The organism is Natrialba asiatica DSM 12278 (genome assembly GCF_000337555.1).
Classification (GTDB): domain Archaea; phylum Halobacteriota; class Halobacteria; order Halobacteriales; family Natrialbaceae; genus Natrialba; species Natrialba asiatica.
In genome coordinates this window covers 345,463-367,534 of record NZ_AOIO01000021.1, presented here as the reverse complement: position 1 = coordinate 367,534, position 22,072 = coordinate 345,463, and the positions used below count along the sequence as shown (strand labels likewise).

The 22,072-nt window shown below is 61.5% G+C and carries 21 protein-coding genes, 1 tRNA gene and 2 pseudogenes; 16 read left to right on the top strand and 8 right to left on the bottom strand.

Annotated features, from left to right (window positions below; translation table 11 throughout):
• Positions 1-36 precede the first annotated feature (36 nt).
• Positions 37-924, top strand: coding sequence for a mechanosensitive ion channel family protein (locus C481_RS08315; protein WP_006108731.1), 888 nt, complete (start codon positions 37-39; stop codon positions 922-924).
• Between the two features lie 283 nt (positions 925-1,207).
• Positions 1,208-1,411 carry a hypothetical protein gene (locus C481_RS08310; protein WP_006108730.1) on the top strand — a complete coding sequence of 68 codons (204 nt, stop codon included), beginning with the start codon at positions 1,208-1,210 and terminating at the stop codon, positions 1,409-1,411.
• 177 nt (positions 1,412-1,588) lie between these two features.
• Here the strand turns inward: C481_RS08310 and C481_RS08305 are convergent, their stop codons facing one another.
• Positions 1,589-3,145 (bottom strand): DEAD/DEAH box helicase family protein, encoded by a 1,557-nt coding sequence (locus tag C481_RS08305; RefSeq protein WP_049904515.1) that lies wholly within the window; start codon positions 3,143-3,145, stop codon positions 1,589-1,591.
• 105 nt (positions 3,146-3,250) lie between these two features.
• Here C481_RS08305 and C481_RS08300 point away from each other — a divergent pair, with 105 nt between their 5' ends.
• From C481_RS08300 to C481_RS08285, 4 genes are all read left to right on the top strand, one after another.
• Positions 3,251-3,733: an SRPBCC family protein gene (locus tag C481_RS08300; protein WP_006108728.1), complete on the top strand. Its 483-nt coding sequence runs from the start codon at positions 3,251-3,253 to the stop codon at positions 3,731-3,733.
• A gap of 211 nt (positions 3,734-3,944) precedes the next feature.
• Complete coding sequence (gene grpE, locus C481_RS08295; RefSeq protein WP_006108727.1) at positions 3,945-5,237, top strand: nucleotide exchange factor GrpE; 1,293 nt, start codon at positions 3,945-3,947, stop codon at positions 5,235-5,237.
• A 170-nt stretch (positions 5,238-5,407) separates the two neighbouring features.
• Entirely contained in the window at positions 5,408-6,586 is a 1,179-nt protein-coding gene (locus tag C481_RS08290; protein WP_006108726.1) for an SPFH domain-containing protein, read from the top strand.
• Between the two features lie 49 nt (positions 6,587-6,635).
• Positions 6,636-8,465 (top strand): YcaO-like family protein, encoded by a 1,830-nt coding sequence (locus C481_RS08285; RefSeq protein WP_006108725.1) that lies wholly within the window; start codon positions 6,636-6,638, stop codon positions 8,463-8,465.
• Between the two features lie 7 nt (positions 8,466-8,472).
• Here C481_RS08285 and C481_RS08280 read toward each other — a convergent pair whose 3' ends face one another.
• Positions 8,473-8,961, bottom strand: coding sequence for a fibrinogen-binding protein (locus C481_RS08280; RefSeq protein ID WP_241434668.1), 489 nt, complete (start codon positions 8,959-8,961; stop codon positions 8,473-8,475).
• A 117-nt stretch (positions 8,962-9,078) separates the two neighbouring features.
• Between C481_RS08280 and C481_RS08275 the strand changes: the two genes are divergently transcribed.
• Positions 9,079-9,564, top strand: coding sequence for a cupin domain-containing protein (locus tag C481_RS08275; protein ID WP_006108723.1), 486 nt, complete (start codon positions 9,079-9,081; stop codon positions 9,562-9,564).
• 10 nt (positions 9,565-9,574) lie between these two features.
• On the opposite strand, the gene guaB is transcribed toward C481_RS08275, so the two are convergent.
• Positions 9,575-11,077: an IMP dehydrogenase gene (gene guaB / locus C481_RS08270; protein WP_006108722.1), complete on the bottom strand. Its 1,503-nt coding sequence runs from the start codon at positions 11,075-11,077 to the stop codon at positions 9,575-9,577.
• A 475-nt stretch (positions 11,078-11,552) separates the two neighbouring features.
• Between guaB and C481_RS08265 the strand changes: the two genes are divergently transcribed.
• The 5 genes and pseudogenes from C481_RS08265 (at position 11,553) to C481_RS08255 (ending at position 13,836) form a co-directional block, all read left to right on the top strand.
• Entirely contained in the window at positions 11,553-12,641 is a 1,089-nt protein-coding gene (locus C481_RS08265; protein WP_169331453.1) for a DUF5794 domain-containing protein, read from the top strand.
• A 46-nt stretch (positions 12,642-12,687) separates the two neighbouring features.
• A tRNA-Trp gene (locus tag C481_RS21665) sits at positions 12,688-12,862 on the top strand.
• Between the two features lie 59 nt (positions 12,863-12,921).
• A pseudogene (locus tag C481_RS23300) lies at positions 12,922-13,020 on the top strand (DUF7563 family protein); the annotation flags it as partial.
• Positions 13,021-13,071: 51 nt separating this feature from the next.
• Positions 13,072-13,426: pseudogene (locus tag C481_RS22670) on the top strand (DUF7845 domain-containing protein); the annotation flags it as partial.
• A 68-nt stretch (positions 13,427-13,494) separates the two neighbouring features.
• Positions 13,495-13,836: a DUF5789 family protein gene (locus C481_RS08255; RefSeq protein WP_049904514.1), complete on the top strand. Its 342-nt coding sequence runs from the start codon at positions 13,495-13,497 to the stop codon at positions 13,834-13,836.
• Positions 13,837-14,063: 227 nt separating this feature from the next.
• Here C481_RS08255 and C481_RS22665 read toward each other — a convergent pair whose 3' ends face one another.
• Complete coding sequence (locus C481_RS22665) at positions 14,064-14,333, bottom strand: DUF7571 family protein (protein ID WP_083860903.1); 270 nt, start codon at positions 14,331-14,333, stop codon at positions 14,064-14,066.
• Between the two features lie 296 nt (positions 14,334-14,629).
• On the opposite strand from C481_RS22665, the gene C481_RS08250 reads away from it, so the two are divergent.
• Positions 14,630-14,836: a cold-shock protein gene (locus tag C481_RS08250; RefSeq protein WP_006108718.1), complete on the top strand. Its 207-nt coding sequence runs from the start codon at positions 14,630-14,632 to the stop codon at positions 14,834-14,836.
• A gap of 215 nt (positions 14,837-15,051) precedes the next feature.
• Here the strand turns inward: C481_RS08250 and C481_RS08245 are convergent, their stop codons facing one another.
• The gene (locus C481_RS08245; protein ID WP_006108717.1) at positions 15,052-15,333 is read right to left on the bottom strand and encodes a hypothetical protein; all 282 of its coding nucleotides are present in this window, start codon (positions 15,331-15,333) and stop codon (positions 15,052-15,054) included.
• Positions 15,334-16,107: 774 nt separating this feature from the next.
• On the opposite strand from C481_RS08245, the gene C481_RS08240 reads away from it, so the two are divergent.
• Together C481_RS08240 and C481_RS23295 are read left to right on the top strand one after the other, a co-directional pair.
• Positions 16,108-16,461 (top strand): cupin domain-containing protein, encoded by a 354-nt coding sequence (locus C481_RS08240; RefSeq protein ID WP_206537174.1) that lies wholly within the window; start codon positions 16,108-16,110, stop codon positions 16,459-16,461.
• Between the two features lie 3 nt (positions 16,462-16,464).
• The gene (locus C481_RS23295) at positions 16,465-16,647 is read left to right on the top strand and encodes a hypothetical protein (RefSeq protein ID WP_006108715.1); all 183 of its coding nucleotides are present in this window, start codon (positions 16,465-16,467) and stop codon (positions 16,645-16,647) included.
• A gap of 776 nt (positions 16,648-17,423) precedes the next feature.
• Here C481_RS23295 and C481_RS08235 read toward each other — a convergent pair.
• Together C481_RS08235 and C481_RS21925 are read right to left on the bottom strand one after the other, a co-directional pair.
• Complete coding sequence (locus tag C481_RS08235; protein WP_006108714.1) at positions 17,424-17,843, bottom strand: VOC family protein; 420 nt, start codon at positions 17,841-17,843, stop codon at positions 17,424-17,426.
• 613 nt (positions 17,844-18,456) lie between these two features.
• Positions 18,457-18,777 carry a hypothetical protein gene (locus C481_RS21925; RefSeq protein ID WP_006108713.1) on the bottom strand — a complete coding sequence of 107 codons (321 nt, stop codon included), beginning with the start codon at positions 18,775-18,777 and terminating at the stop codon, positions 18,457-18,459.
• 31 nt (positions 18,778-18,808) lie between these two features.
• On the opposite strand from C481_RS21925, the gene C481_RS08225 reads away from it, so the two are divergent.
• Positions 18,809-21,100 (top strand): catalase, encoded by a 2,292-nt coding sequence (locus C481_RS08225; protein WP_006108712.1) that lies wholly within the window; start codon positions 18,809-18,811, stop codon positions 21,098-21,100.
• A gap of 419 nt (positions 21,101-21,519) precedes the next feature.
• Here the strand turns inward: C481_RS08225 and C481_RS08220 are convergent, their stop codons facing one another.
• Positions 21,520-22,014 (bottom strand): hypothetical protein, encoded by a 495-nt coding sequence (locus C481_RS08220; RefSeq protein WP_006108711.1) that lies wholly within the window; start codon positions 22,012-22,014, stop codon positions 21,520-21,522.
• Positions 22,015-22,072: the final 58 nt, after the last annotated feature.

Sequence of the window (22,072 nt, the reverse complement as noted above, 5' to 3'; positions counted from 1 at the left end):
GAAAAGAATCTTTAGGGGACGTTCCACCGTTAACCCGTGAACGCACTCCAACTGCAGGGGACTTCGGACGAAGCCATCCCGACGCTTACAGACGCCATACCGGCGATTATCGACGGCGTAACGGTCGCCGGGCTGTTCCTCGTCTCGTTCGCGGTTCTTTACTGGCTCGGCAAATCCGTCGTTATCGGTCTCACCGAACGAGCGCTCGAACGCAGAGGGTTCAATCAGGGACTCATCTCGCTCGCGCGAAGCATCGTCTCCGCGCTCGTCCTCCTCGGCGCGCTCGCACTCGCCGCCACCATCGCCGGCTTCGGGATGGTTCTCGTCGCCCTCTCGGCGCTCGGCGGTGCCGTCGTCCTCGCCGTCGGGTTCGCGGCCCAAGACCTGATCGCGAACTTCGTCGCCGGCATCTTCATCGTCAAGGACGAACCGTTCACCGTCGGCGACACCATCGAGTGGGACGACAACCGGGGTATCGTCCGCGACATCCAACTGCGCGTCACGCGCCTCGAAACGCTCGACAACGAACTCGTGACGGTTCCGAACTCCGACCTCGCGAACTCGGTACTCGTCAACTCGACGCGAAAGGGCTCGCTCAGAGTGTCCTACGAGTTCGGCATCAGCTACGACGATGATATCGAGCGAGCGCGGACGGCTATTATCGACGAGGCCGAGCGGGTTCCGGGCGCGCTCGCGGACCCCGCGCCGTCGGTGGCAGTCACCGATCTCGGCGATTCGTCGGTCGTCCTTTCCGGCCGCCTCTGGATCGATCCGATCGAGCATCGACCGCCGGCCGCACGAACCGCGTTCATCGAAGCCGTCAAGGAACGCTTCGACGCCGAGGGAATCGACATGCCGTATCCGCACGCTGAACTCGCGGGAGCAGTCACGATCGACGAGCGTGCCGAAGCGAAGTCTGCGTAGGCTCGTCCCGCGCGGAGCCCGAGAGCATCCCCTCACTCCGCGGTATCGGAGCTAGAAGTCACACCTCTCATCAAGCGCAGGTCCGGTATTGACGCCGGTACTGCGTCACTTTCACTTCTATTTCGGGTCATCCGTCCACCGAAGAAGTGATATTCATCTCTACTGTCAGTGTCGGTATAAAACGACGATCGCCGCTTGCCGCGTCCGGAACCGCGCTAGTCGCCCTCGCTGCGGGCTGTTCGGATATCGTTTCCAGCGACGAGCAGGAACCGTATTCTTCGGCGTGTATGACGGCTCGCGCGACGCACGCGAGTTCAGAATCCGGGTCGGCAATGAACAGGACGCGTGGTTTCACGAGAAAACGCTCGAACTGGACGGTGAAACGGCAAACGAGGAGACCCCGATCGATGACGTCCCGGCTTACTTCACCATCGAAATCGACGGCGCTGTCGCGGAAGAACGGGATATCGTTATCGAGGGCGAGTAGCCGGTTCAAACGCCGAACGCGATCGAGCAGGCGGCTGCGGCGACGACCCAGCCTGCGCCGACGTCGCGCCCTTCTTTCCCGAGGCACTGCAGACTGAGACGTAACCAATCCCCAGTAACAGGGGTAATAGCCACCCGTCTGGTTCGAAAACGGCGATCGGGAGGCTCGGCCGCCGCTTCACCGCCGGCGCTCGGCCACGTTCTCCTCGCCCGTCTCGCTGCTGATCACCTCGTACAGCAACGCGCGGCTCCCGTCCGATTTCGGCCTGAGTACCCGCCCCAGTCGCTGGGTGAACTCGCGCTCGCTGCCGCTGCCCGAGAGGACGACCGCGACGTTGGCGTCCGGCACGTCCACGCCCTCGTCTAACACGTTCGACGTCGCGATCCGGGAGTACGTTCCGTCGCGAAAGCGTTTCAGGATCTCGCGTCGCTCCGCCGCCCCGGTCTGGTGGGTGATCGTCGGGACGAGAAAGCGCTCGCTCACGTCGTAGGCCAGGTCGTTGTAGGCGGTGAAGATGATGATCCGGTCGTCGCGGTGGTCGTCGAGGATACCCTGAAGCGCGTCGAGTTTGGCCTCGCTGCCGCGGGCGATTTCGCGGGCGCGCTGGCGGGCGAGCAGCGCCTCCCGTGCTTCGGGATCGTTCCCCGAGCGCTTGACGAGTTCTTGGTAGTCCGAACCGCTTTGCATTCGGATATTCGATCGGGCGAGATAGTCGGCGAAGAGCTGTTGATTCTCGTCGTATTCCGCTCGTTCGGCCGGCGTGAGCGACACCTCGAGTCGCTTGAGGTCGTAGGCGGCGAGGTGATCGCCCGCCAGTTCGTCGACCGCGACGCGGTGGACGAGCGGGCCGACGATTTCGGCGACGATCTCGTGGGCCTCGTCCGGCCGTTCGAACGTTGCGGTGAGCCCGAGTCGGGCGGGTGCGGCGAGCAGGCGGGCGATTTCGCGGTATCCTTCACCGCCGAGGTGGTGGACTTCATCGAAGACGACGAGCCCGAACCGGTCGCCGACCGCATCGGCCTTGAGGTACGCCGAGTCGTACGTCGACACCGTGATCGGTTCCAGTCGCTGTTCGCCCCCGCCGAAGCGGCCGATCGGGCAGTTGAACTCGCGCTCGAGTTCGCGTTCCCACTGTTCGAGCAGGTCGATCGTCGGGACGACGACGAGGGTCGGGACGGCCAACCGTTCGATGGCCGTGAGTGCGATGACGGTTTTCCCGCTGCCGGTGGGGAGTTCGAGGACGCCGGCGGGGGCGCGAGCGCGGGCGAGCGGGTCGTCGTCGCCCGGGGGCGGCACGTCGGCCCACCGGTCGGTTTCGAGCCAGTCGGTCAGCGCCTCGCGCTGGTACGCGCGGAGTTCGTAGGCCGAGTGCAGGACGGGGTTCGAATCCGAACCCGAATCCGAAGCTGAATCTGAGCCCGAACCCGGGCCCGAGGCCGAAAGCGCAGGCAGGTCGAGAACGCGATCATCGATCGCGACGGCCGAGTCCGCTTCGGAGTCGGTTTCGAGCGCAGCGAGTCCGCGACGAAGCGCGGCGTACCGAAACGCTGGCACGCGCCAGCCGTCCGTCCGAGGATCGCGCTCGAGTTCACTGTCGGAGACGGTGCGTCGGATCGACTCGGCGGTCGCGGGATCGAGTTCCGGGAGCCGAACCGTTCCATCCTCGTAGTGGAGTTCGACGGGCGACGTGTCCGAGGTCCGCGTCACGGTCGATGGTCGGGGAGAGAGATACATATACTGTTGGATGGGCGGCGCTGTCGCGCGGCGACCGGGATCGAGACGGGGCGACGCGTGTGCTTCGACACGCGGGATAATGTGGGTGCGGAGACGAGATGTGGTATGCCGACGTACCAACACACCTCCGTCGTTCCCGTCGATTTTGCGACCGTGTGGGAGTTTTACGACGCTATCGAGGGATTAGAGTCACTGACGCCCGAACGGCTCGGCGGCCGCGTGTCTCGGGTCGTCGGGCCGGACGGAACGGTCGCCCCGGACGAGTTCCGCGTCGGGACGGAAGTCCACCTGACGATTCAGCCGTTCAATTGCGGTTTCCTTCCGGAACGCGAGTGGGTCGTCGCGATCACCGCCCGCGAGGTGAGCGACGACCGCGCGGCGTTCGTCGACGAGCAGGTCGGCGACCGCGGCCCGTTCGAGACCTGGCGACACACTCATCAGTTCGTGGCGCTCGACGGCGAAACCGTTCTCCACGATCGGATAACGTACCGCGTGCCGACCGCAGGAGACCTCCCCGTGATGACGCCGTTTCTCGCGGGATTTCTCCGGTATCGCCATCGCCGAACTCGCGCGTTGCTCGCCGAATAACGCACTGTCGTTTGCGCGAGTTCAGCGAGTGGGGGTCGGCGGTCGGTCGCGTTTGGTCCTCATTTCCTGTCCGACCCAGTTACGGAGGGGCTGTCCGTCGTAATACGCCCTCTAGCCGCCGAAAATGACCATTCCAACGACATTCGGTGCAACGGTGACGACGCGAGCGGCTACCTCAACCCTTTTAGTATCGCTGTTCGTTGACCTGAATATGAGCGAAGACGAGGGCACGAACACGCCAGCCCAGGGTGTCCCGTCCGACGAGGAATCCTCCGAGACGACGGCCGACGCCGACGTTGCGTCCGCTGTCGAGGACTCGGAATCCGACGCCGAATCGCCGGCGGAATCGACCGCGGCGGACGCTCCCGCCGGGTCGGATCGGACGGACGACACGACCGACGTTACCGGATCGGGATCAGAATCAAACTCGGAATCGGAACCGGAGCCAACGAACGATACTGACGCACCGTCCGATGCAGACGAGACAACCGAGCCAGCAGTGAGCCAGTCAGCGACGACCGCAGACACGTCCGCATCACCTGAACCGACGGAATCGGCCCAACCGGACGAACCGACCGAACCGACCGAATCGGACGGCTCCACAGACCCACCGTCCGACGTCCAGCAACTCATCGACCGCGTCACCGCCTACGACGACGATCTCGCCCAGACCGTCAACGCCGTCGTCGAACACGCCCGCGACCTCTCGACCACCGTCGACCACCAGCGCGCCGAACTCGAGGACCTCACCGAACGCGTCGAGGCCCAGGCCGAAACGATCGGCGACCTCCAGGACGAACTCGAGGCGCGCGAGGAGACGCTGGCGGAGAACGAAGCGCAACTCGAGGAGTACGAGGCTGAGATCGAGGATCTGAAGGGGCGACTCAAGCGTAAACAGGCCGACTTTCAGAACTACAAAAAGCGCGCGAAGAAACGCCAGGACCAGATCAAAGACCGCGCGACCGAGGACCTCGTCGAGCGCCTCATCGGCGTCCGCGACAACCTGAAACGCGCACTCGAGGAAGGCAGCGATGATGTCGACGGACTCCGGGACGGCGTCGAGATGACGCTGCGCGAGTTCGATCGCATTCTCGAGGACGAGAACGTGACCGAAATCGATCCCGATCCGGGCACCGCGACGGACCCGCAGCGCCACGAAGTGATGATGCAAGTCGACAGCGAGCAACCCGAAGGAACGGTCGCAGACGTCTACACCCCCGGCTACGAGATGGGCGACAAAGTCATCCAGAACGCACAGGTGACGGTGTCGAACGGTGAACTCGCAGCCGAGAGCGGCGGCAGTGAGGAGAGCGACGACAGCGACGGTGCCGGCGGCACTGGCGGTGCAACCGACGACACGAACGGATCTGGTGAGTCGACTGCAGCCGCTGGAGACGCTGCTACAGACGCTACGGCCGACGAATCAGAAGCGACTGCAACTGCAGGGGCGGGCGCGGACGACGGTACTGGCGGCGAAGATACGAGTGTGTCCGAGAGCGAGTAGGCGACAGGAGCGTCAACCGTAGCCGTGCTGCGAGGAATCGGAACGCGGCGCAGAATCTATTGGTAACGTGCTAGTCGGCGGTGTACGCGATGCGGGAACGGGGCAAACACGGCACGCTGCGCTGACAGACCACACCAAGAGTTATTCGCCCGGCGGCCCTAGTATTCTTGATGGAGACACTGTCATACGGTACCCTGTCTCAAAACCTGCACTTACAGCTACCGCTGCAGGTACAACTCGACGATCCACTCCTCGTCGCCGGGGCACTCGTCCTCGCAGTTGTGGTGGTCACCGTCTGGTCGATGGTCGAGATCGTCGACGCGTACAACAGGGCCGCACTCACCGTTTTCGGCGAGTACCGCAAGCTCCTGGAGCCGGGACTCAACATCGTGCCGCCGTTCGTCTCGCGTGTCTACACCTTCGACATGCGAACACAGACGATCGACGTTCCCAGCCAGGAGGCGATCACCCGGGACAATTCACCCGTCACCGCCGACGCCGTCGTCTACATCCGCGTCATGGACGCGACCCGGGCATTCCTCGAAGTCGACGACTACAAGAACGCCGTCTCGAATCTCGCCCAGACCACCCTGCGCGCCGTGATCGGCGATATGGAACTCGACGAAACACTGTCCCGCCGCGAACTGATTAACGAGCGCATTCGCCAGGAACTCGACGAACCCACCGACGAGTGGGGTATCCGCGTCGAGTCCGTCGAAGTCCGCGAGGTCAATCCGTCGCCGGACGTCCAGCGCGCGATGGAACAACAGACCTCCGCCGAGCGCAAACGCCGCGCCATGATCCTCGAAGCACAGGGCGAACGCCGCAGCGCCGTCGAGACGGCCGAAGGGGACAAACAGTCGAACATCATCCGCGCTCAGGGTGAAAAGCAGAGCCAGATCCTGGAGGCACAGGGGGATTCCATCTCGACCGTTCTGCGCGCTCGCTCGGCCGAATCCATGGGCGAACGCGCCGTCATCGACAAAGGCATGGACACGCTGACCGAGATCGGGCGAGGCGAGTCCACGACGTTCGTCCTCCCGCAGGAACTCTCCTCGATGCTCGGACGCTACGGCAAGCACCTCTCCGGCAGCGACGTCAGGGAAGACGACACTGAACTCGAGAGCCTCGGATTCGACGAGGAGACCCGCGAGTTGATCGGCTTGGACGACATCAGCGAGATCATCGGCGAAATCGAGGAGACGGAGATGGATATCGAAGCGATGGAACAGGAAGCGCAGGCGATTCAGGAAGGCGAGGACATGGGCGGGGAAACGGGAGATGTCATCGACATTGCGGAGACGCGCCAGGAATCGGGATCTAACGCGGAGTCGGACACGGAGCAGTAGCGAGCGACTCGAACACGACACTTTTGCCCGCCGCCTGTGAGGTTCAGGTATGCACGTACACGTCGTCGCCGACGATCCAGTTCGTGCGGCGCTCGTCGCTGCACTCGACGATGTCGACGTCACCGTCGAGGACGCCGTCCCGGCGGACCTGACCGACGCTCGATTCGCCGTCGTCAGTGACGTTGCCGGCGCACGGACGTTCGAGCGGGCGAACGAGGCGGCTCGCACCGGTGATACTCCGTGGATCGCCGTCGAAATCGGTGGCATCGGCGGCCACCCGCTCCCGGACGTAGATGCTGCCGTCTCCGGGTTCGCCCCCGCAGCCGGCCCGGGCGTCGGCTGTTACGACTGCCTCCGAACGCGCGTCGGCGCGGCGCTCGACCGGGACAGAAACGCCGGACAGCCACGCACCGACCGTTCGACGGCCCGCTTTGCCGGTGCCCTCGCGGGCAGGGAGTGCGTTCGCGTCTTTTCGGGGACCGAACAGTCCGTAATCGGCCACGCGATCGAACTTCCGCACGTCCGACGCCGAGTGCTTCCCGTCCCCGGCTGTGCGTGCGCGTCGAGCGAGCGCACCCGGACCCTCTCTCGAGACGACGACTCGCTCGAACTCGACGCGGCCGTCGAACACGCAGAGCAGGCGATCGACGACCGCGTCGGGATCATCGAAACCATCGGCGAGGCCGACTCCTTTCCCGCACCCTACTACCTCGCCACGAGTTCGGAGACGCGCGGCTTCAGCGACGCCAGCGCGCCGACCCAGGCCGCCGGCGTGGCCGACGACTGGAACGCCGCGCTGATGAAAGCCGTCGGCGAGGGGCTGGAACGGTACTGTGCCGGCGTCTACCGGGACGACGAGTTCGTCCACGCGAGCGAGGACGACCTCGACGCCGTCGTGTCGCCGACCGAACTCGTGCGGCCGGCCGACGCGCCCGAATACGATGCGACGGCATCCCGTCGCTGGGTCCCCGGCGAGAACCTCGCGACCGGCGACTCGGTTCACCTACCCGCAGCGGCGGTGCAGTTCCCCCAGCCCGGCGACGAACTCGTGCCTTCGATTACGACCGGGCTCGGGCTCGGGTCCTCGACGACCGATGCACTGCTGTCGGGGTTGACGGAGGTTATCGAACGTGACGCGACGATGCTCGCGTGGTATTCGACGTTCGAACCGCTCGGGTTGTCCGTCGAAGACCCGACGTTCGATGTCCTCTCGCGACGCGCACGAAGCGAGGGGCTCACCGTGACACCGCTGCTCGTCACGCAAGATATCGACGTCCCGGTCGTCGCGGTTGCCGTCCATCGAGAGCCGGAGGCTGTCGGCACGATAGCCCGCGGTAACGAGGGTGACGACAGCGGCGGTGATGACGCATGGCCGGCGTTCGCCGTCGGCTCCGCGGCCGCCCTCGACGCGACGGCCGCCGCCGTCTCGGCGCTCGAAGAGGCGCTTCAGAACTGGATGGAACTGCGAAGTCTCGGCCCCGAGGAAGCGAACGAGGCGTCCGGTGCGATCGGCGACTACGGCACGTTCCCCGAGACGGTCCACTCGTTCGTCGATGTCGAGCAAACAGTGCCGGCGGCCGGCGTTGGTCCCGATTACGACGGAGCGCTTTCGAGCGGAGACCGTGAGGAGAGCGAGGGGAGCCTCGCTGAACTCGAGGGGGTTATCGAGCGCGTGTGCGAAGCCGAGTTGACTCCGTATGCGGCCCGTCTAACGACGCGAGACGTCGAAGCTGCCGGCTTCGAAGCCGTTCGAGTCGTCGTCCCCGGCGCGCAGCCGCTGTTTACCGGCGAGCCGTTCTTCGGCGAGCGAGCGCGGCACGTGCCGGCGACACTCGGATTCGACGCACGACTCGACCGGGAGTTTCATCCGTACCCCTGATCGGCGGTCACCCGTCCGTTTCGCCGGTCGTTTCGTTCGACGTCGCGTTGGTCGGTGTCTCGTTCGTCGTGTTATTGCCGTTCGGAGCACTCGTCTCAGTCTCGTCGTATTGGGCCTCTATCTCCAGCTCATCGTCGGTGACCGTGACCAGAACCAGCTCCGTTTCTCCCGAAATGGAGACCTCTCGAACCGTCTCCTGGCCATCCTCCTCGCCGTGTTTTACGATTTGAAGGCTCTGATTGACGGCGCTTAGGTGCTCCGGCTGGACGTTTTCGCCCGGCGTGATGGCGAAACTATGATCGTAAGTCTGTCGGTTTGTTTTTCGTTCGTATGCCTGCATCTGGATGTTGTACGAGCGACTTGCCTCGCTGTGGAGTTCGATCGGGATCACGCCCTGCACGCTCCCCATGAAGTGCTCCTGGACGCCCTCGATACAGCCCGCGAGTCCGATGAGGGCCCCCACACCAGCAGACTGGATGACCGTACGGCGGTTCACGATTCGTTCTCGGGAGCCAATACCTGTAGGCGTTACTCTTCGTCGTCAGTTATACGATAGTGTGTCTCGCGAGAACTTGCCACAGGGATTTATGTTGATCTCCGTGAACACTCGCGTATGGAACGCGTCACGATCGACGAGGTCGACAACCAGCCGAATCCGATGGCCGTCCACTCCGTCCGGCGACCGATCTCACAGGCGCTCGGACTGTCGGACTTCGCGATGAACTACTTCGAACTCGAGCCCGGCGAGTCCTTTTCGGGCGGCTTTCACACCCACCACGATCAGGAGGAAGTCTTCTACATCCAGTCGGGGACGGCGGCGTTCGACACGGAAAACGGGACGGCCACTGTCAATGCGGGCGAGGTGATCCGATTCGCCCCCGGCGACTTCCAGCAGGGGTACAACTCCGAAGACGCCGACGAACCCGTCGTCGGCTTCGCGTTCGGTGCTCCGGGATCACGACACGACTGGGACCAGATCGAATCGGTCGTCTACTGCCAGGAGTGCGAAACCGAACTGGGACACGGCCTCGAACTCACCGACGACGGCCAGTTTCGACTCATCTGCACCGAGTGTGGGAACTCGTTCGTCCTCAGTTAGCGACGCCGTCCTAGCTATCGTCCGGCGAGTAGTTCGGTGCTTCGTCGGTAATCACGACGTCGTGGGCGTGGCTCTCTGCCTGCCCTGCCGAAGAGACGCGGACGAACTCTGATCGCTCCTTGAACGCCGGGATCGTCTCTGCACCAACGTACCCCATTCCGGATTGCATCCCGCCTGCGAGCTGGTGGAGTTCAGACTGGAGCGAGCCCTTATACGGTGTCGCCGCCTCGACGCCTTCGGGGACGTACTCGTCGTCTTCGTCGGGCTCTTCCTTGAGGTAGCGGTCGCTGTCGCCGGATTTCATTGCACCGACGCTGCCCATGCCGCGGTACTGTTTGTACTTCTTGCCGTTCATCGTGACGACGCGACCGGGTGCCTCGTCGGTCCCGGCGAAATACGAGCCGAGCATGACGGCGTCGGCACCGGCCGCAACCGCTTTGATCGCGTCGCCGGAATAGCGAATGCCACCGTCAGCGATCACCGGTACGTCGTGTTCGTTGGCAACGTCGGCTACCTGGGCGACGGCCGTGATCTGTGGCATCCCGGAGCCGGAGACGACGCGAGTCGTACAGATCGATCCGGGGCCGATGCCGACCTTGATTCCGTCCGCGAAGTCGACGAGTTCAGCGGCGGCCTCTCGGGTCCCGATGTTGCCGACGACGACATCGGCGTCGACGCGCTCTTTGATCTCGCGAGCGCCGTCGATGACGTTCATGTTGTGCGCGTGTGCGGTGTCGATAAAGAGCACGTCCGCGCCGGCCTCGTCCGCGGCCTCGGCGCGGTCCCGTTCGAACGGGCTGACGGCGACGCCACAGCGGAGGCGGCCGTCCTCGTCGCGGACGGCTTCCTTGTACTCGCGGCGCTGGAGAATGCCCTGCATCGTGACGAGCCCGACCAGCAGGTTCTCGTCGTCGACGACGGGGACGCGCTCGATTTTGTGCTCGTACATCAGGTCGAAGGCCTCACGGGCGTCGATGTCCTCGGGGGCCGTGATGACCTCGTCGGTCATCGCCTCCGTGACGGGATCGTCCTCGTTGACCTCGAGATGCGGCCGGATGTCGGTGCTCGAGATGATTCCCAGCACTTCTCCGTTCGTGTTGACGACCGGTGCGCCGCCGACGCCTTCCCGGGCCATCAGGTCGTCAACCTCACGGACCGACATCTCGGGATCGGCGGTGACGACCGAGTCGAAGGGAATAACGAGTTCGTCGGCGCGCTTGACGCGTTCGATCTCGTCGACCATCTCGTCGACGTTCATGTTTCGATGAAGGACGCCGAGGCCGCCGTGGCGAGCCATCGCGATGGCCATGTCGCTCTCGGTGACGGTGTCCATCGCCGCCGACACGATCGGAACGGAGACCTCGACGGTTTTCGAGACGTTCGACGTGAGATCCGCGTCATCCGGTTCGACGCGGCTCTCCTTCGGTCGAAGGAGGACGTCGTCGAACGTAAGCGCTTCTGGTACCTGGAGTTTCGAAGAATACGGCTCGTGCTCTGGAACGTCGTTCGCCATGTAAACTGTCCGAACGCGCGGGCCAAAAGCGTTGCGAGATGGGAACCGGAGTGGGAATCGCTGACGGGACAGCTGAACTCGTCCCGTCCACCGATACGGCGACCAGGTTGAGAGTTGGAATCGATCGATCAGATTAGTGCACCTTCGTCAGGATCTGGCCGTCGACGGCGAAAGTATGCCGAGTTGTGTAACCGTATCTCACGCAACGTTTATTGACAGGCCGGTATTCCACTCGTGTATGAACGCTGTGAGTTCCAGCGAGACCCGAACCGTTGGCCGGACGACCGCCGTCTCCGCCGCGAAAAATATGTTCGGGAAATTTACAATTCAACTTAAACTCACAGCACGAGGCATTCGCCGGGCGCAGTGGCCGAATCAGGCCGCCCCGGCAAACTGGTGTGATGGAGTCCAGTCCGTGCGGAGTCGGTTATCACATCACCCACTGGCCTCGGGTCACGGCCATCGTCCCTGAGCGATGAGTACGTCCCAGCACCCGGTTGCCCTTCGCCTCGAGCGATTAGTAGGTGGTGACGCTCGGCTGTTAGCGCTGGTGATGATGCTCCCGCTGGTCGACGGCGTCTTCCCGGCGCTCATCCTCGCCGGTGCAATCGATACCCCTTCGAGTGCCATCCAGACCGGCCTGCTGATCTTCGGTGGCAGTGCCACCGTCGCCGTCATGCTCGCCGAGATGACCGGCACCCCGCGCGAGCAGGTCGCGATCGTCTTGCTCGTCGGTATTCCGCTAATACTGCTTGCTGCCGTCCAAGCTGCGCTCGCTCCCGCCATCGGAAGCCTCCTTCACGAGGCCATTATCGAGCGGTTCGCCGCCGTCGTCATCCTCGCAATCGCAGCGAAGACGGCAAGCGCAACGATCGGCGAGTACCTGCCAAGTCCCGGCCTCATTATCGGCCTTGGGCTGGTCGCAAGTATCGACCCAAGTGGTGTCACGCTCGCGCTCATGAACGATCCGGCACTCGTGGCCAACGCCACGTTGGCAGCCGTGACCGGGGTTGCATTCGCACTCGCTGTCGCCATCAGCGGCCCCTATCTCCGCGAGTACATGGACATCGATCGCTTCCGCTTCGGTAGCGCCGTTGCACTCGGGCTGTTGCCACTGTCCCTGGTCGGGATGGGCTTCGGACAGGCCCCACTGGCTGCCCTCATCGTCGCGGCTGTCTTCGCGATCGACATTCCGTTCGACAGCGACGAGACCGACTCGGCGAGTTCGACGATCACGAACCAGCGCGGACCGGATGACGAGGCCCCGTCCGTCCCCTCGTCGACGGCTGCATCGGAATCGCTGCCAGTGAACGCGACGGAATCAGGCGGATCATCGGCGGCGCGAACGGCTGCCTCGTTTGTTCCTGCTGTCGGCACCGGTCCGCTCACTGACGGTGGGGACACTGCCAGTCGTGAGGGAGATCGCAAGCACCACGGCGTCTCTGAGACGGACGGCGGTGTTGGACAGGAGGAGGAGCAAGCGGATGCAGCGTCGGACGCGGACGACGGTCCCTATCCGAGCGACGATACGACTGAAACCGAGGGCCGCGCCCCGTGGCTGTAGTCCGAATCGAAACCACTTTAGGCACTATCCCCCAACGAGATATCGAGGGGTCGTGGCCAAGCCAGGGATGGCGACTGACTCCAGAGGCACCGCGCCCGGGACGACACTCCAGACTGATATACTGATCGGGCACCTGATCAGTGTCCGTGTGATGACCCTCTGGAGTTCCGAGGCGCACCGGAGATATCAGTCGATCGGGGGTTCAAATCCCTCCGACCCCATTTGAAATAAGATCCTCTGGAAGGCGTTTTTCGCGTTCTCGATGTATTCTGAATAGGGGATGGGCTGCGTGACGGTCGCCTCCCAGACGCCGGTCGATCATTCGACGTGCGACCACCGCGGAGCCCACGTTACTGACCGGTTCCGTCGCGTCTTCGGTGACGAACAGGACCGGTCCCACCGTTGCAGCGAGTGTGGTTCGTACGCGTGGCTGCCGGACGGAACCAACACTAAACGGCTCTACGAGTGGGATATCGTGGGCCGTGGGCGCGGTGAGAGCAAGTCATCCTTCAATATCTCACCGCGGTTTCCGAACATGCGCCACTGGGAAACCGGCGACCCGGTAAACTCGTCCCGGGAAAATTAGGTCGGCGAGGTCGACGGCGTCGACGTCGAGTTCCACACGAGTACCATCGAACCCGAGCGTGGGCTCAAGCTACTGCCGGAGTTCTTCGCGGCGATCTTCGACGAGGCGAACGAGCCGAGTACATTCAGAGTATTTCCGAACGGACCCCCACGAAGCCAGCCGAACGCGGGCGTACGAGCGGTACGTGCGTATTTACCGAGGTGTTCGAGCGAGTCAGCATCGAGAAGTGACCACAGGATTATCCCCCGCGCTCACATAGAATGGATGATGGCAGACGACAAAAGAGGCCGAGACAAAAAAGCGGATGATGAAGAGCGACGCCAGCGAGAGCGGGAACTCGAGGAAGCGCGCGACCGGGCCAACGAACCCGAACCGGAACCGGTAGACGACGAAACTGGCGAGGAGCTCGGTGATCTCGATGAAGCGATCGAAAACCAAGATTATCCAACGACGACGGACGAATTGATCGAGGCCCACGGCGATCGTGAGGTCGAAACTCAGGAGGGATGGAAATCCATCGACGAGGTGCTCGCCCCGATCGATAACGAACGGTACGACTCTGCCGATGACGTCCGAAACCGGATACAAGGACTGATTCATCGCGGATGAGTGCGTCCAAACCAATCAACGCCGTCTCTATATTTCCCGTCCCTCGATCCGACACAAATATCCGCTCTGCTGAGTGATTATCACCCAATACGTCGACGTCGATTTAATTCCCCAGTCATGCTGAGTACGCGCGATCATTTCAGCACACTCCGAGAGAACAGTGGCTTGAGTGATCGCTATTGAAGAGCCGTACCAGCGAAAATAGCGTTTGAGAGGTGAGGTGCCGTTCAGGTAGATGCCGGGTCACAGTTCCAGCCAGGGTCGTGACCGGTGCGGTTGATGAGGTCGGAACGACACGCGGGGCAATAATCGGGGGTGGCAGATTTGCTTCGAGGGACGTACACCGCGCCGCCGCACTCCACGCACGCATCCGCAACGATGGTTGCACAGTCCGCACAGACGTTGAAGTCGTCAACTGTGAGGTCGCGCAGGGGTTCGAGTTGTTTATCTAAAATGTACTTGTCGATGACCGCCTGGCAGCTGTGGCACGGTTTCATGGCGATGCACGTAGCACCATGTGATCACACCATAAATACCTGCTTCCGGGAACTGACGGATGCGCTGTAGCCCGGTCGAATACTATCTCTCCGCTAGGTGTTGTCAGTCCCTGACCTGAGTTCTCGGTTCCTCCCCCGCAAGCCACACCCTTGAATGACACGTAAACAGCGGAATCCGGCGACTCCGGTCGTGTGGAGAACGTCACTACCCCATCTGCGGATCAATTATAACGGGGTGTCGTGGTACCTCGTCTCTCGGAAGTGTTATCCACGAGTCGGGACTCTGTTTGGTTGTAATGGCAAACGGTAAGGTTGACTTCTTCAACGACACAGGCGGTTACGGTTTCATTTCGACTGATGACGACGACGTAGACGACGACGAGGACGTGTTCTTCCACATGGAGGACGTTGGCGGTCCGGACCTCGAAGAAGGGCAAGAGGTCGAGTTCGATATCGAATCATCCCCTAAGGGACCCCGCGCGACGAACCTCGTCCGTAAATAATAGCGAATCTCACTTCCCGCTCACTGCGATAAGTGACAACCCTGTTCTTTCGCACTAGCACGCGCCGTCGCTAGTGCTATCTGTGCGCTCTATATTGGCCAGTTTGGATCGGCGCTTTTCGCCCGAAGTTCAGCACTGAACTCGTGACTGCTGTTCATCAGCATCCAAAGGGACTACCGAGATGGTGTCGGGAACGGCATATTGAATACAGCGGATCAATCCTCGTTTTGAAGCGCAACTGCGATAGATTCGAGTTCTTCCTTCCGGAAGGGACGTTCGGTCTTGTCTGAAGTGTCTTCGTCTAACACGCCGATTTTCCAGAGAATCCCCGCGCGCATCTGAGATTTGGGAGGAAGACGGTTTGTGTCAATCTCGTAGGTAACGGCATCACAAATCGCAGCGAGGGCTTCTTTGGTGAAGGCGGTTGATTCCTCACGTTCGTATCTCCCCACGGCCCGTCGGATCTCGTTCCGGAGGTCGTCAACAGTTTGTGTCATAAAGATGCGGAGGTGTGGATTCGTTCTGTATATTTCGGTTGTGCGTCGAACTGGTTGTTCGCTCTCTGGCCGGATCCGACCCGTTCACTGCGAGTGCGAACTGAGCGACCAACCTCTTTCACGTTTAAATCAAGGAGCAACTTTGCTGCGACCGCAGTTCAATCCTTCCGACTCGATCTGAAAGAAAAAGCCAAGAGAGGCTTTTCTCGCGTTCTCGACGGAGGTCCCTGCCGACAAAGCGGATCGCCTGCCGAGAGAACAACGCGGAGAGACTATGCGCTCATGTCCAACTCGCTTTCCAGTTCGATAAACGACGTCGAACCACACTGACACCCCATTTTCCGACCAATTGGAACGACCGAGCCGTCGGGGTACCGCTTGGATGTATAGACGGTCTTACACTCACTGCACTGTGCCAGAATTCGCTCTTTCTCCGTTTGGTTGCCCATGCAGATAACACGTCATCACCATTCATATAGAGCTGGCAGGCTCATTACAGGTGCGCATACAAGAAATTATTACAAATAATAAACGAACCATCGTGCTCGCCCCGAACCAGTTGCGAAATGTCAGTCTGTGTGCGGGGGAAGACGGGGTGAACACCCAAAGGTGGCTCACTGGCGTGCAACTAGTGACCGTCGTTCGTTGCCTGCACGGCGGTCAGTAACCGGCCTCTCATCGCTAAGTGCCTACATACTCCGCTCGCTCGTAGCGCTAGTTGCCGAAATCGAGTTGACGCTTATGTCTCAATCCAAAGGAAATCTCACAGTCGTCGTGGACACCCCGGTCGCGATGGTACAGCATCAGGCGGAATTCGGTGCAGCAATTGAATACGGTGATTTGGCCGCAGAACAGTCCCATATCGGTGCCGGAACGGATCTCACACCCCTGTTGCGGGGTCTTCACGAGGATGCGTGTCAGTGCCCCCACTGGGGGTGCGTGATAGCGGGTGAGATCCGCGTCCGGAACTCCGATGACACCGAGGAAGTAGACGAAGCCGGCGATCCACTCTACTGGCCGCCAGGTCACACGCTCTGGGTGGACGTCGACACGGAGTTTGTCTTGGTTCGTCCGCACGACGAACACGCGTCAGTCTTCGAACATACGGCGACCAGGATGGACGAATAACCGATGACGGCAACAGGAAACCGAGAGCTGGTGACTATCTCTTGTCCGCACTGCGAGCAAGAAACGGTGGTCTCGGTTCCGGACGCGGGTGTAGAACTCGAAGCCAGACGGTACGTCGCCCTCTACGGGGACTATACGACTGTCGTGTGTCCGGCCGATCACAAATTCTGGGTATACTTCTGTTAGAACGACGGGAAACGGATCGCCGCTCTGCAGTCCGCCGTTTTTAAAGCGACTCGGACAACTGTGGTCGCGCTCATTCGCCGGCAGACGACTGAGAAGACGAGTTCAGCTGTGCAACTCACGCCGCTGAAGTTCAGCGCGAAAGACGGAATTGGAGACGATCCGACGGATCACCAACTCTCACGAGTGTCTGCATCGGAGCAGGAGTCCGAAAGAAGGCGGAGTTTGGAGTCACCACAACACCCATCCGGCCGACCTACGGGGTGCAGATCGCCATTTGCACGTTCGACAGCAGCGTATGCGGACCCACACGCTTCACAGACCGCTGCTACTTTCCGAGACTTGTCTTCGTCCATGGCCCTCAGTGCTGGTAGACAGCCAGCGGATATAGCGTTCTCGTGTGACAACGTTCCGATCTGATACGGATCGGGTCCCTGAGTGAACCCGGGTTTCGGAAGTGATGAAGCGGAACGTCGATGAGGCGAATTCCGCTCGGACAGTGCGTCTCTGTGCGATGAGCAAACGCGGCCAGACGACCGTCTTGGAGCGATCCTGGACGGGGGAAGTGCTCAAAGGAAGTAATGGATGCCGGGGTGGTCGAGTATAGAGGGGCCCACCCGGATGCGTTCGGTGGGCCGGCGGCGGGTACGATGACGAGTTCGACCGGGTGACTGCAGTTGCTAAGGTGTCTCCGTGTCTGCCCGGGATGGATCGGGAACGGATCTGAGAGACGCGTTTTGGACTCAGAAAAATGCCGTCGCTGCACAGGACCTCGTGCGTTACTCGTCGGATATCAACCCGACCCGGTTTCCTTCGGAATCCGTGATTACGGCATAGTGTCCGCTCATTTCAGGGATGGGTTCTTTCGGGATGAGAACGTCTCCGCCACCGGATTCAACGCGGTCGATTGCGTCGTCTAGATCGCCGTTAACGGTCAGATAGACGACGAGCCCGGTATCTGTCGGCGTGTACGTAATCGTCGCGCCGTTGTCGGTCGTGAACTCGTCGGTTTCGATGATCATTCCGCCGACGTCCCCTTCGTCACTGTCGAACATTCCGGCTCGACCACTGGGGGCTTCCGCATCGTCCTCTTCGGGGGAATACAGGTCGATATCGCGATCGAGAACGGTCGAATAGAACTCGACGGCTCTGTCGAAGTCGGTGCTGGGGATTTCGAACCAGCTGAGTACGTGGGTCATATTGTGGTCTCCGTAGAGAGGGGTTGCCTCGCTAGAAAGGTGGTTCTCTGAGACGATATAGAGCGCTCTGCAGGTGAAGGGTGATTTCGCTCCGAGTTGTCAGTCGTCGGGGGGAAACCAATCACGGGTGTGACTCAGCTAGTACCGTTCCAAACGTCGACCGCTAGGTGAAATCGCATCGGTTGCCGGTTTCACCCAGTAGTCCAGGTTTGGGACGCCACTAAACAGTTGCACGAAGATGTCAGGGTGGTCATCCCTGACAGACGAAATGCACGTGTTGCAGACGTGTCGGAATGCTAGTCTCGCAGTAGGGGGGAGTGGATCGGCTACGAGACCAGATCAGCCTTTGAAACGGATAGGTATAATACATTATATGTTGGCAAGTGTTGCCTTGCCATACCAGCGTGGCCGTGAGGTGAGCTATACGATTTCGGTAGTGACTGTGCGGGTGAGAGATAGACGGGTTTTAGCTTGTGGACGCCTAGAAGATGTGATGACAGTCCAACGTTCGTTCGACTCGGAGTCAGTGAGGGAATCTGAGTCTGAGTCTGAGTCTACGCCCGAGTCCGAATCGCCAACCGAGCCGAAAACCGACGGAAGCGGTGAGTCGAGTTCAGGGCGGCGTCAGGGTGAGAAGCATCCTGGAAGAACGACCGCCGAGCGGCTGGCGGAGACCGAGCAGCAACTCGTGCAGGTACAACGAACACTCGTTGCAGTGGCACAGGTTGCGGATATCTCGATCGGGGGGCCGTGCGCCTACTGTGAGCGCAGTCGGGTTCTCCTCATCGACGGTGAACTCCGTTGTCCAGAGTGTGGCTATCAACGGTCCCTCTGACGGGAGAGCGACCGTTGACGCCTCCGACCGGCACTCGGTTCCGTTGATCGCCGTCTCGAGTTCAACGTGCTCGCTGCAGGCAAATGACTGGACGAGCATTAGGGGCCCGTTTGTTGAAGCGGTACTAGCCATGGCTGACGAGGAATCATCGCACGAGAACGGAGCTGATCCGGATGCGTTCGAGACAGCGACGCGACCGGACGACGAGCAGAGTGACCCAACGCCGATCCGGACGGATGGATCGGGTTCGGACGATTCGACCGGGACGAGCGACGGTCGGGGCGACGATCTCGACGAGGAGAGCAAGCAGGACCAACTCGACGAGGTCCGGGAGGATGCGGAGGGAGAGTACCTGACGACGGACCACGGCGTACGGGTGACCGATACCGACAACTCGCTGAAGGCGAGCGAGCGCGGGCCGACGATCATGGACGACTTCCACTTCCGGGAGAAGATGACCCAGTTCGACCACGAGTCGATCCCGGAGCGAGTCGTCCACGCCCGTGGAACGGGCGCGCACGGCTACTTCCAGCCCTACGACGATCCCGATCTGGGCGAGTACGACGACGTTTCGGAGATTACGAAGGCCTCCTTCCTGCAGGACCCCGGCCAGAAGACGCCGGTGTTCACCCGGTTCTCGACGGTCGTCGGTTCGCGCGGTTCCGCGGATACGGTCCGCGACGTGCGGGGCTTTGCCACCAAATTTTACACCGAGGACGGGAACTGGGATTTAGTCGGGAACAACATCCCGGTCTTCTTCATCCAGGACGCGATGGAGTTTCCGGACCTAGTGCACGCCATCAAGCCCGAACCCGACGACGCGATTCCACAGGCTGCCTCCGCTCACGACACGTTCTGGGACTTCGCCTCGCTCAAACCGGAGATCACGCACATGCTCATGTGGTTGCTCTCCGGGCGGGCGTTGCCGCGGGCCTACTGGATGATGCAGGGCTTTGGCGTCCACACATTCCGATTCGTCAACGACGAGGGCGAGTCGCGGTTCGTCAAGTTCCACTGGACGCCAAAGCTCGGGACGAACCAGCTCGTCTGGGACGAAACTCAGAAGATCGCCGGCAAGAACCCCGACTTCAACCGCGAAGGGCTCTACGACATCATCGACGAGGGATACGAACCCGAGTGGGAACTCGGCGTCCAGATCGTCGAGGAAGACGACGCGGATCAGTTCGACTTCGACCTGCTCGACCCGACGAAGATCATCCCCGAGACGGAGGTTCCGGTCAGGCCGATCGGGAAGATGGTTCTGAACGAACGGCCGGACAACTTCTTCGCCGAAGTCGAGCAAGTTGCGTTCCACCCGGGCAACGTCGTTCCGGGGATCGACTTCACGAACGATCCGCTTCTCCAGGGTCGATTGTTCTCCTACCAGGACACGCAGCTCAACCGATTCAACAGCGCAAACTGGGACGAAATTCCGATCAACCGTCCCATCGCGGAACGACACAACAACCAGCGCGCCGGCTTCATGCGCCAGGAGATCAACGAGGGCAAAGCCACCTACAAGCCGAACTCGATCGACGACGACGACCCGCAGGAGGCCACCGAGGAGGAGGGCGGCTACGAACACTACGCCGAACGGATCGACGGGAAGAAGATTCGAAACCGTAGCGAGAGCTTTCAGGAACACTTCAATCAGGCGCGGCTGTTCTGGAACAGCATGACCGAGCCCGAGAAACAACACATCGTCAAGGCCGCGCACTTCGAGCTCAACAAGGTCGACCGCATGGAGATCCGCGAGCGCGTCGTCTACGACCTCTTCAATAACGTCGACCACGAGTTCGCAACGCGGGTCGCGAAGGGCATCGGCGTCGAACCGCCCGAATCGCCGGGTGACGAACTCTCGGAGCACGACGAGGAGGACCCGTCACTGAGCATGGAAAACCGGACGGAGGATTCGATCGAGACGCGAAAGGTTGCGATCCTCCTCGATGACGGCTTCGAGGACGAGCACGTCAAACAGCTTCAGTCGGCACTGGACGATGAGGGGGCACGGACCAAGATCGTCTCGAAGGTCGTCGGAGAGAAGACGGGAACGGATGGAGAATCCGTCGATGTCGATCAGAACCACGTGACGGCGACTTCCGTCGTCTTCGATGCGATCGTCGTTCCCGGCGGAAGCGACAGCGTCGACGCGCTGTCCCAACAGGGCGAACCGAAACAGTTCATCGAGGAAGCGTTCAAACACTACAAACCGATCGCCGCAATCGGGGACGGAACCGAACTGCTCGACGCCGTCGAGCTATCGGGCGTCGACGTGGCAAACACGAGAGAAGGCGTCATCTCCGAACAGGGAGTCGTGATGGACCCTGCCGGGGATGATCTCGAGACGTTCATCGAGTCGTTCGTCGACGCCATCGCCGAGCACCGCCACTGGGAACGCGACCCGGAAACAGTGCCTGCGTAGCGAAGCGGTCTCTCGAACGGATTCTCCCTCCGCACCAAGTGCGGGAATGATGCAGACGTGCCCGTTCTCTACGAATCGTCAGTGAACTCGTTTCTGTTGTCCCAATACCCAGTATGTAATCCGAAATCGGATAATATTCTGTATGAATGTTCTCTTATTTCCGCAATTCAGGGATATTAGACGCAACAATTAGATTGATTAGTGTATAGACCGTCACTCCAATTGTCGGCGTTGAAGCCGACCCCGGGACGCATTGGCTACCGAATACTGCGAGTGCCGGTGGAACACTCTGCTCAATCGATGGCGGCGGGCGTTCGTGGCTGTGTGCCCGCCGTCCTACACACCAGACATACTTTTTAGCCGCTCGATTGCCCTCACAAAGAGGTAGCGAGACGGAGCCACAGCGAACCCGGCGACCGTCACTTCGCACGGGACACTGACTCCGCCGTGGCCGCCTTCGTCTCGAGAACCCGGTGTGCGTAGAACGCGACCGAGAAATCCTGTGGACTCGGTATCGCACACGCAAGCCAGCCGATTGCGATCGCCGCCCGGACGGGAGCGTCGACGAGCGCAACGGGGGCAGGTGCAACGCCGAAACCGAACACGAAGATCGGGAGCGCAAGCGACAGCGGGGCGAGTGCTGCAACCCGCAAGACCCAGGGCGGCTCCGTTCCGTCCGGTCGCGGGCGGACAACTGCCCACGGACAGCTCGCGAGAACACCCGCGACTCCACCCGTTCGTCCCGGGAGAAACGAGATCGTGAACTCGATCCGGCCACTCCACAGGACGAGTGCGTGCGTCCACTCGTGTGCAACGAGCCCCAGCCCAACCGTCAACACGAGTGCGACCCCAGCAAGTACTACGTCCAGTCCGATCCCAATCCCACTCATCGGCCGGTCGAGTGCCACCTCCATCCCCGAGACGCGGCCACTCGCCGATCGGTCGACCGTCCTGTCATCCCACCACTACACC

Coding starts and splice junctions, on each gene's coding strand:
- C481_RS08305 (WP_049904515.1), bottom strand. CDS start 3,145: ATGTATCTCTCTCCCCGACCATCGACCGTGACGCGGACCTCGGACACG.
- C481_RS08300 (WP_006108728.1), top strand. CDS start 3,251: ATGCCGACGTACCAACACACCTCCGTCGTTCCCGTCGATTTTGCGACC.
- grpE (WP_006108727.1), top strand. CDS start 3,945: ATGAGCGAAGACGAGGGCACGAACACGCCAGCCCAGGGTGTCCCGTCC.
- C481_RS08290 (WP_006108726.1), top strand. CDS start 5,408: ATGGAGACACTGTCATACGGTACCCTGTCTCAAAACCTGCACTTACAG.
- C481_RS08285 (WP_006108725.1), top strand. CDS start 6,636: ATGCACGTACACGTCGTCGCCGACGATCCAGTTCGTGCGGCGCTCGTC.
- C481_RS08275 (WP_006108723.1), top strand. CDS start 9,079: ATGGAACGCGTCACGATCGACGAGGTCGACAACCAGCCGAATCCGATG.
- guaB (WP_006108722.1), bottom strand. CDS start 11,077: ATGGCGAACGACGTTCCAGAGCACGAGCCGTATTCTTCGAAACTCCAG.
- C481_RS08265 (WP_169331453.1), top strand. CDS start 11,553: ATGAGTACGTCCCAGCACCCGGTTGCCCTTCGCCTCGAGCGATTAGTA.
- C481_RS08255 (WP_049904514.1), top strand. CDS start 13,495: ATGGCAGACGACAAAAGAGGCCGAGACAAAAAAGCGGATGATGAAGAG.
- C481_RS22665 (WP_083860903.1), bottom strand. CDS start 14,333: ATGAAACCGTGCCACAGCTGCCAGGCGGTCATCGACAAGTACATTTTA.
- C481_RS08250 (WP_006108718.1), top strand. CDS start 14,630: ATGGCAAACGGTAAGGTTGACTTCTTCAACGACACAGGCGGTTACGGT.
- C481_RS08245 (WP_006108717.1), bottom strand. CDS start 15,333: ATGACACAAACTGTTGACGACCTCCGGAACGAGATCCGACGGGCCGTG.
- C481_RS23295 (WP_006108715.1), top strand. CDS start 16,465: ATGACGGCAACAGGAAACCGAGAGCTGGTGACTATCTCTTGTCCGCAC.
- C481_RS08235 (WP_006108714.1), bottom strand. CDS start 17,843: ATGACCCACGTACTCAGCTGGTTCGAAATCCCCAGCACCGACTTCGAC.
- C481_RS21925 (WP_006108713.1), bottom strand. CDS start 18,777: ATGCTCGTCCAGTCATTTGCCTGCAGCGAGCACGTTGAACTCGAGACG.
- C481_RS08225 (WP_006108712.1), top strand. CDS start 18,809: ATGGCTGACGAGGAATCATCGCACGAGAACGGAGCTGATCCGGATGCG.
- C481_RS08220 (WP_006108711.1), bottom strand. CDS start 22,014: ATGGAGGTGGCACTCGACCGGCCGATGAGTGGGATTGGGATCGGACTG.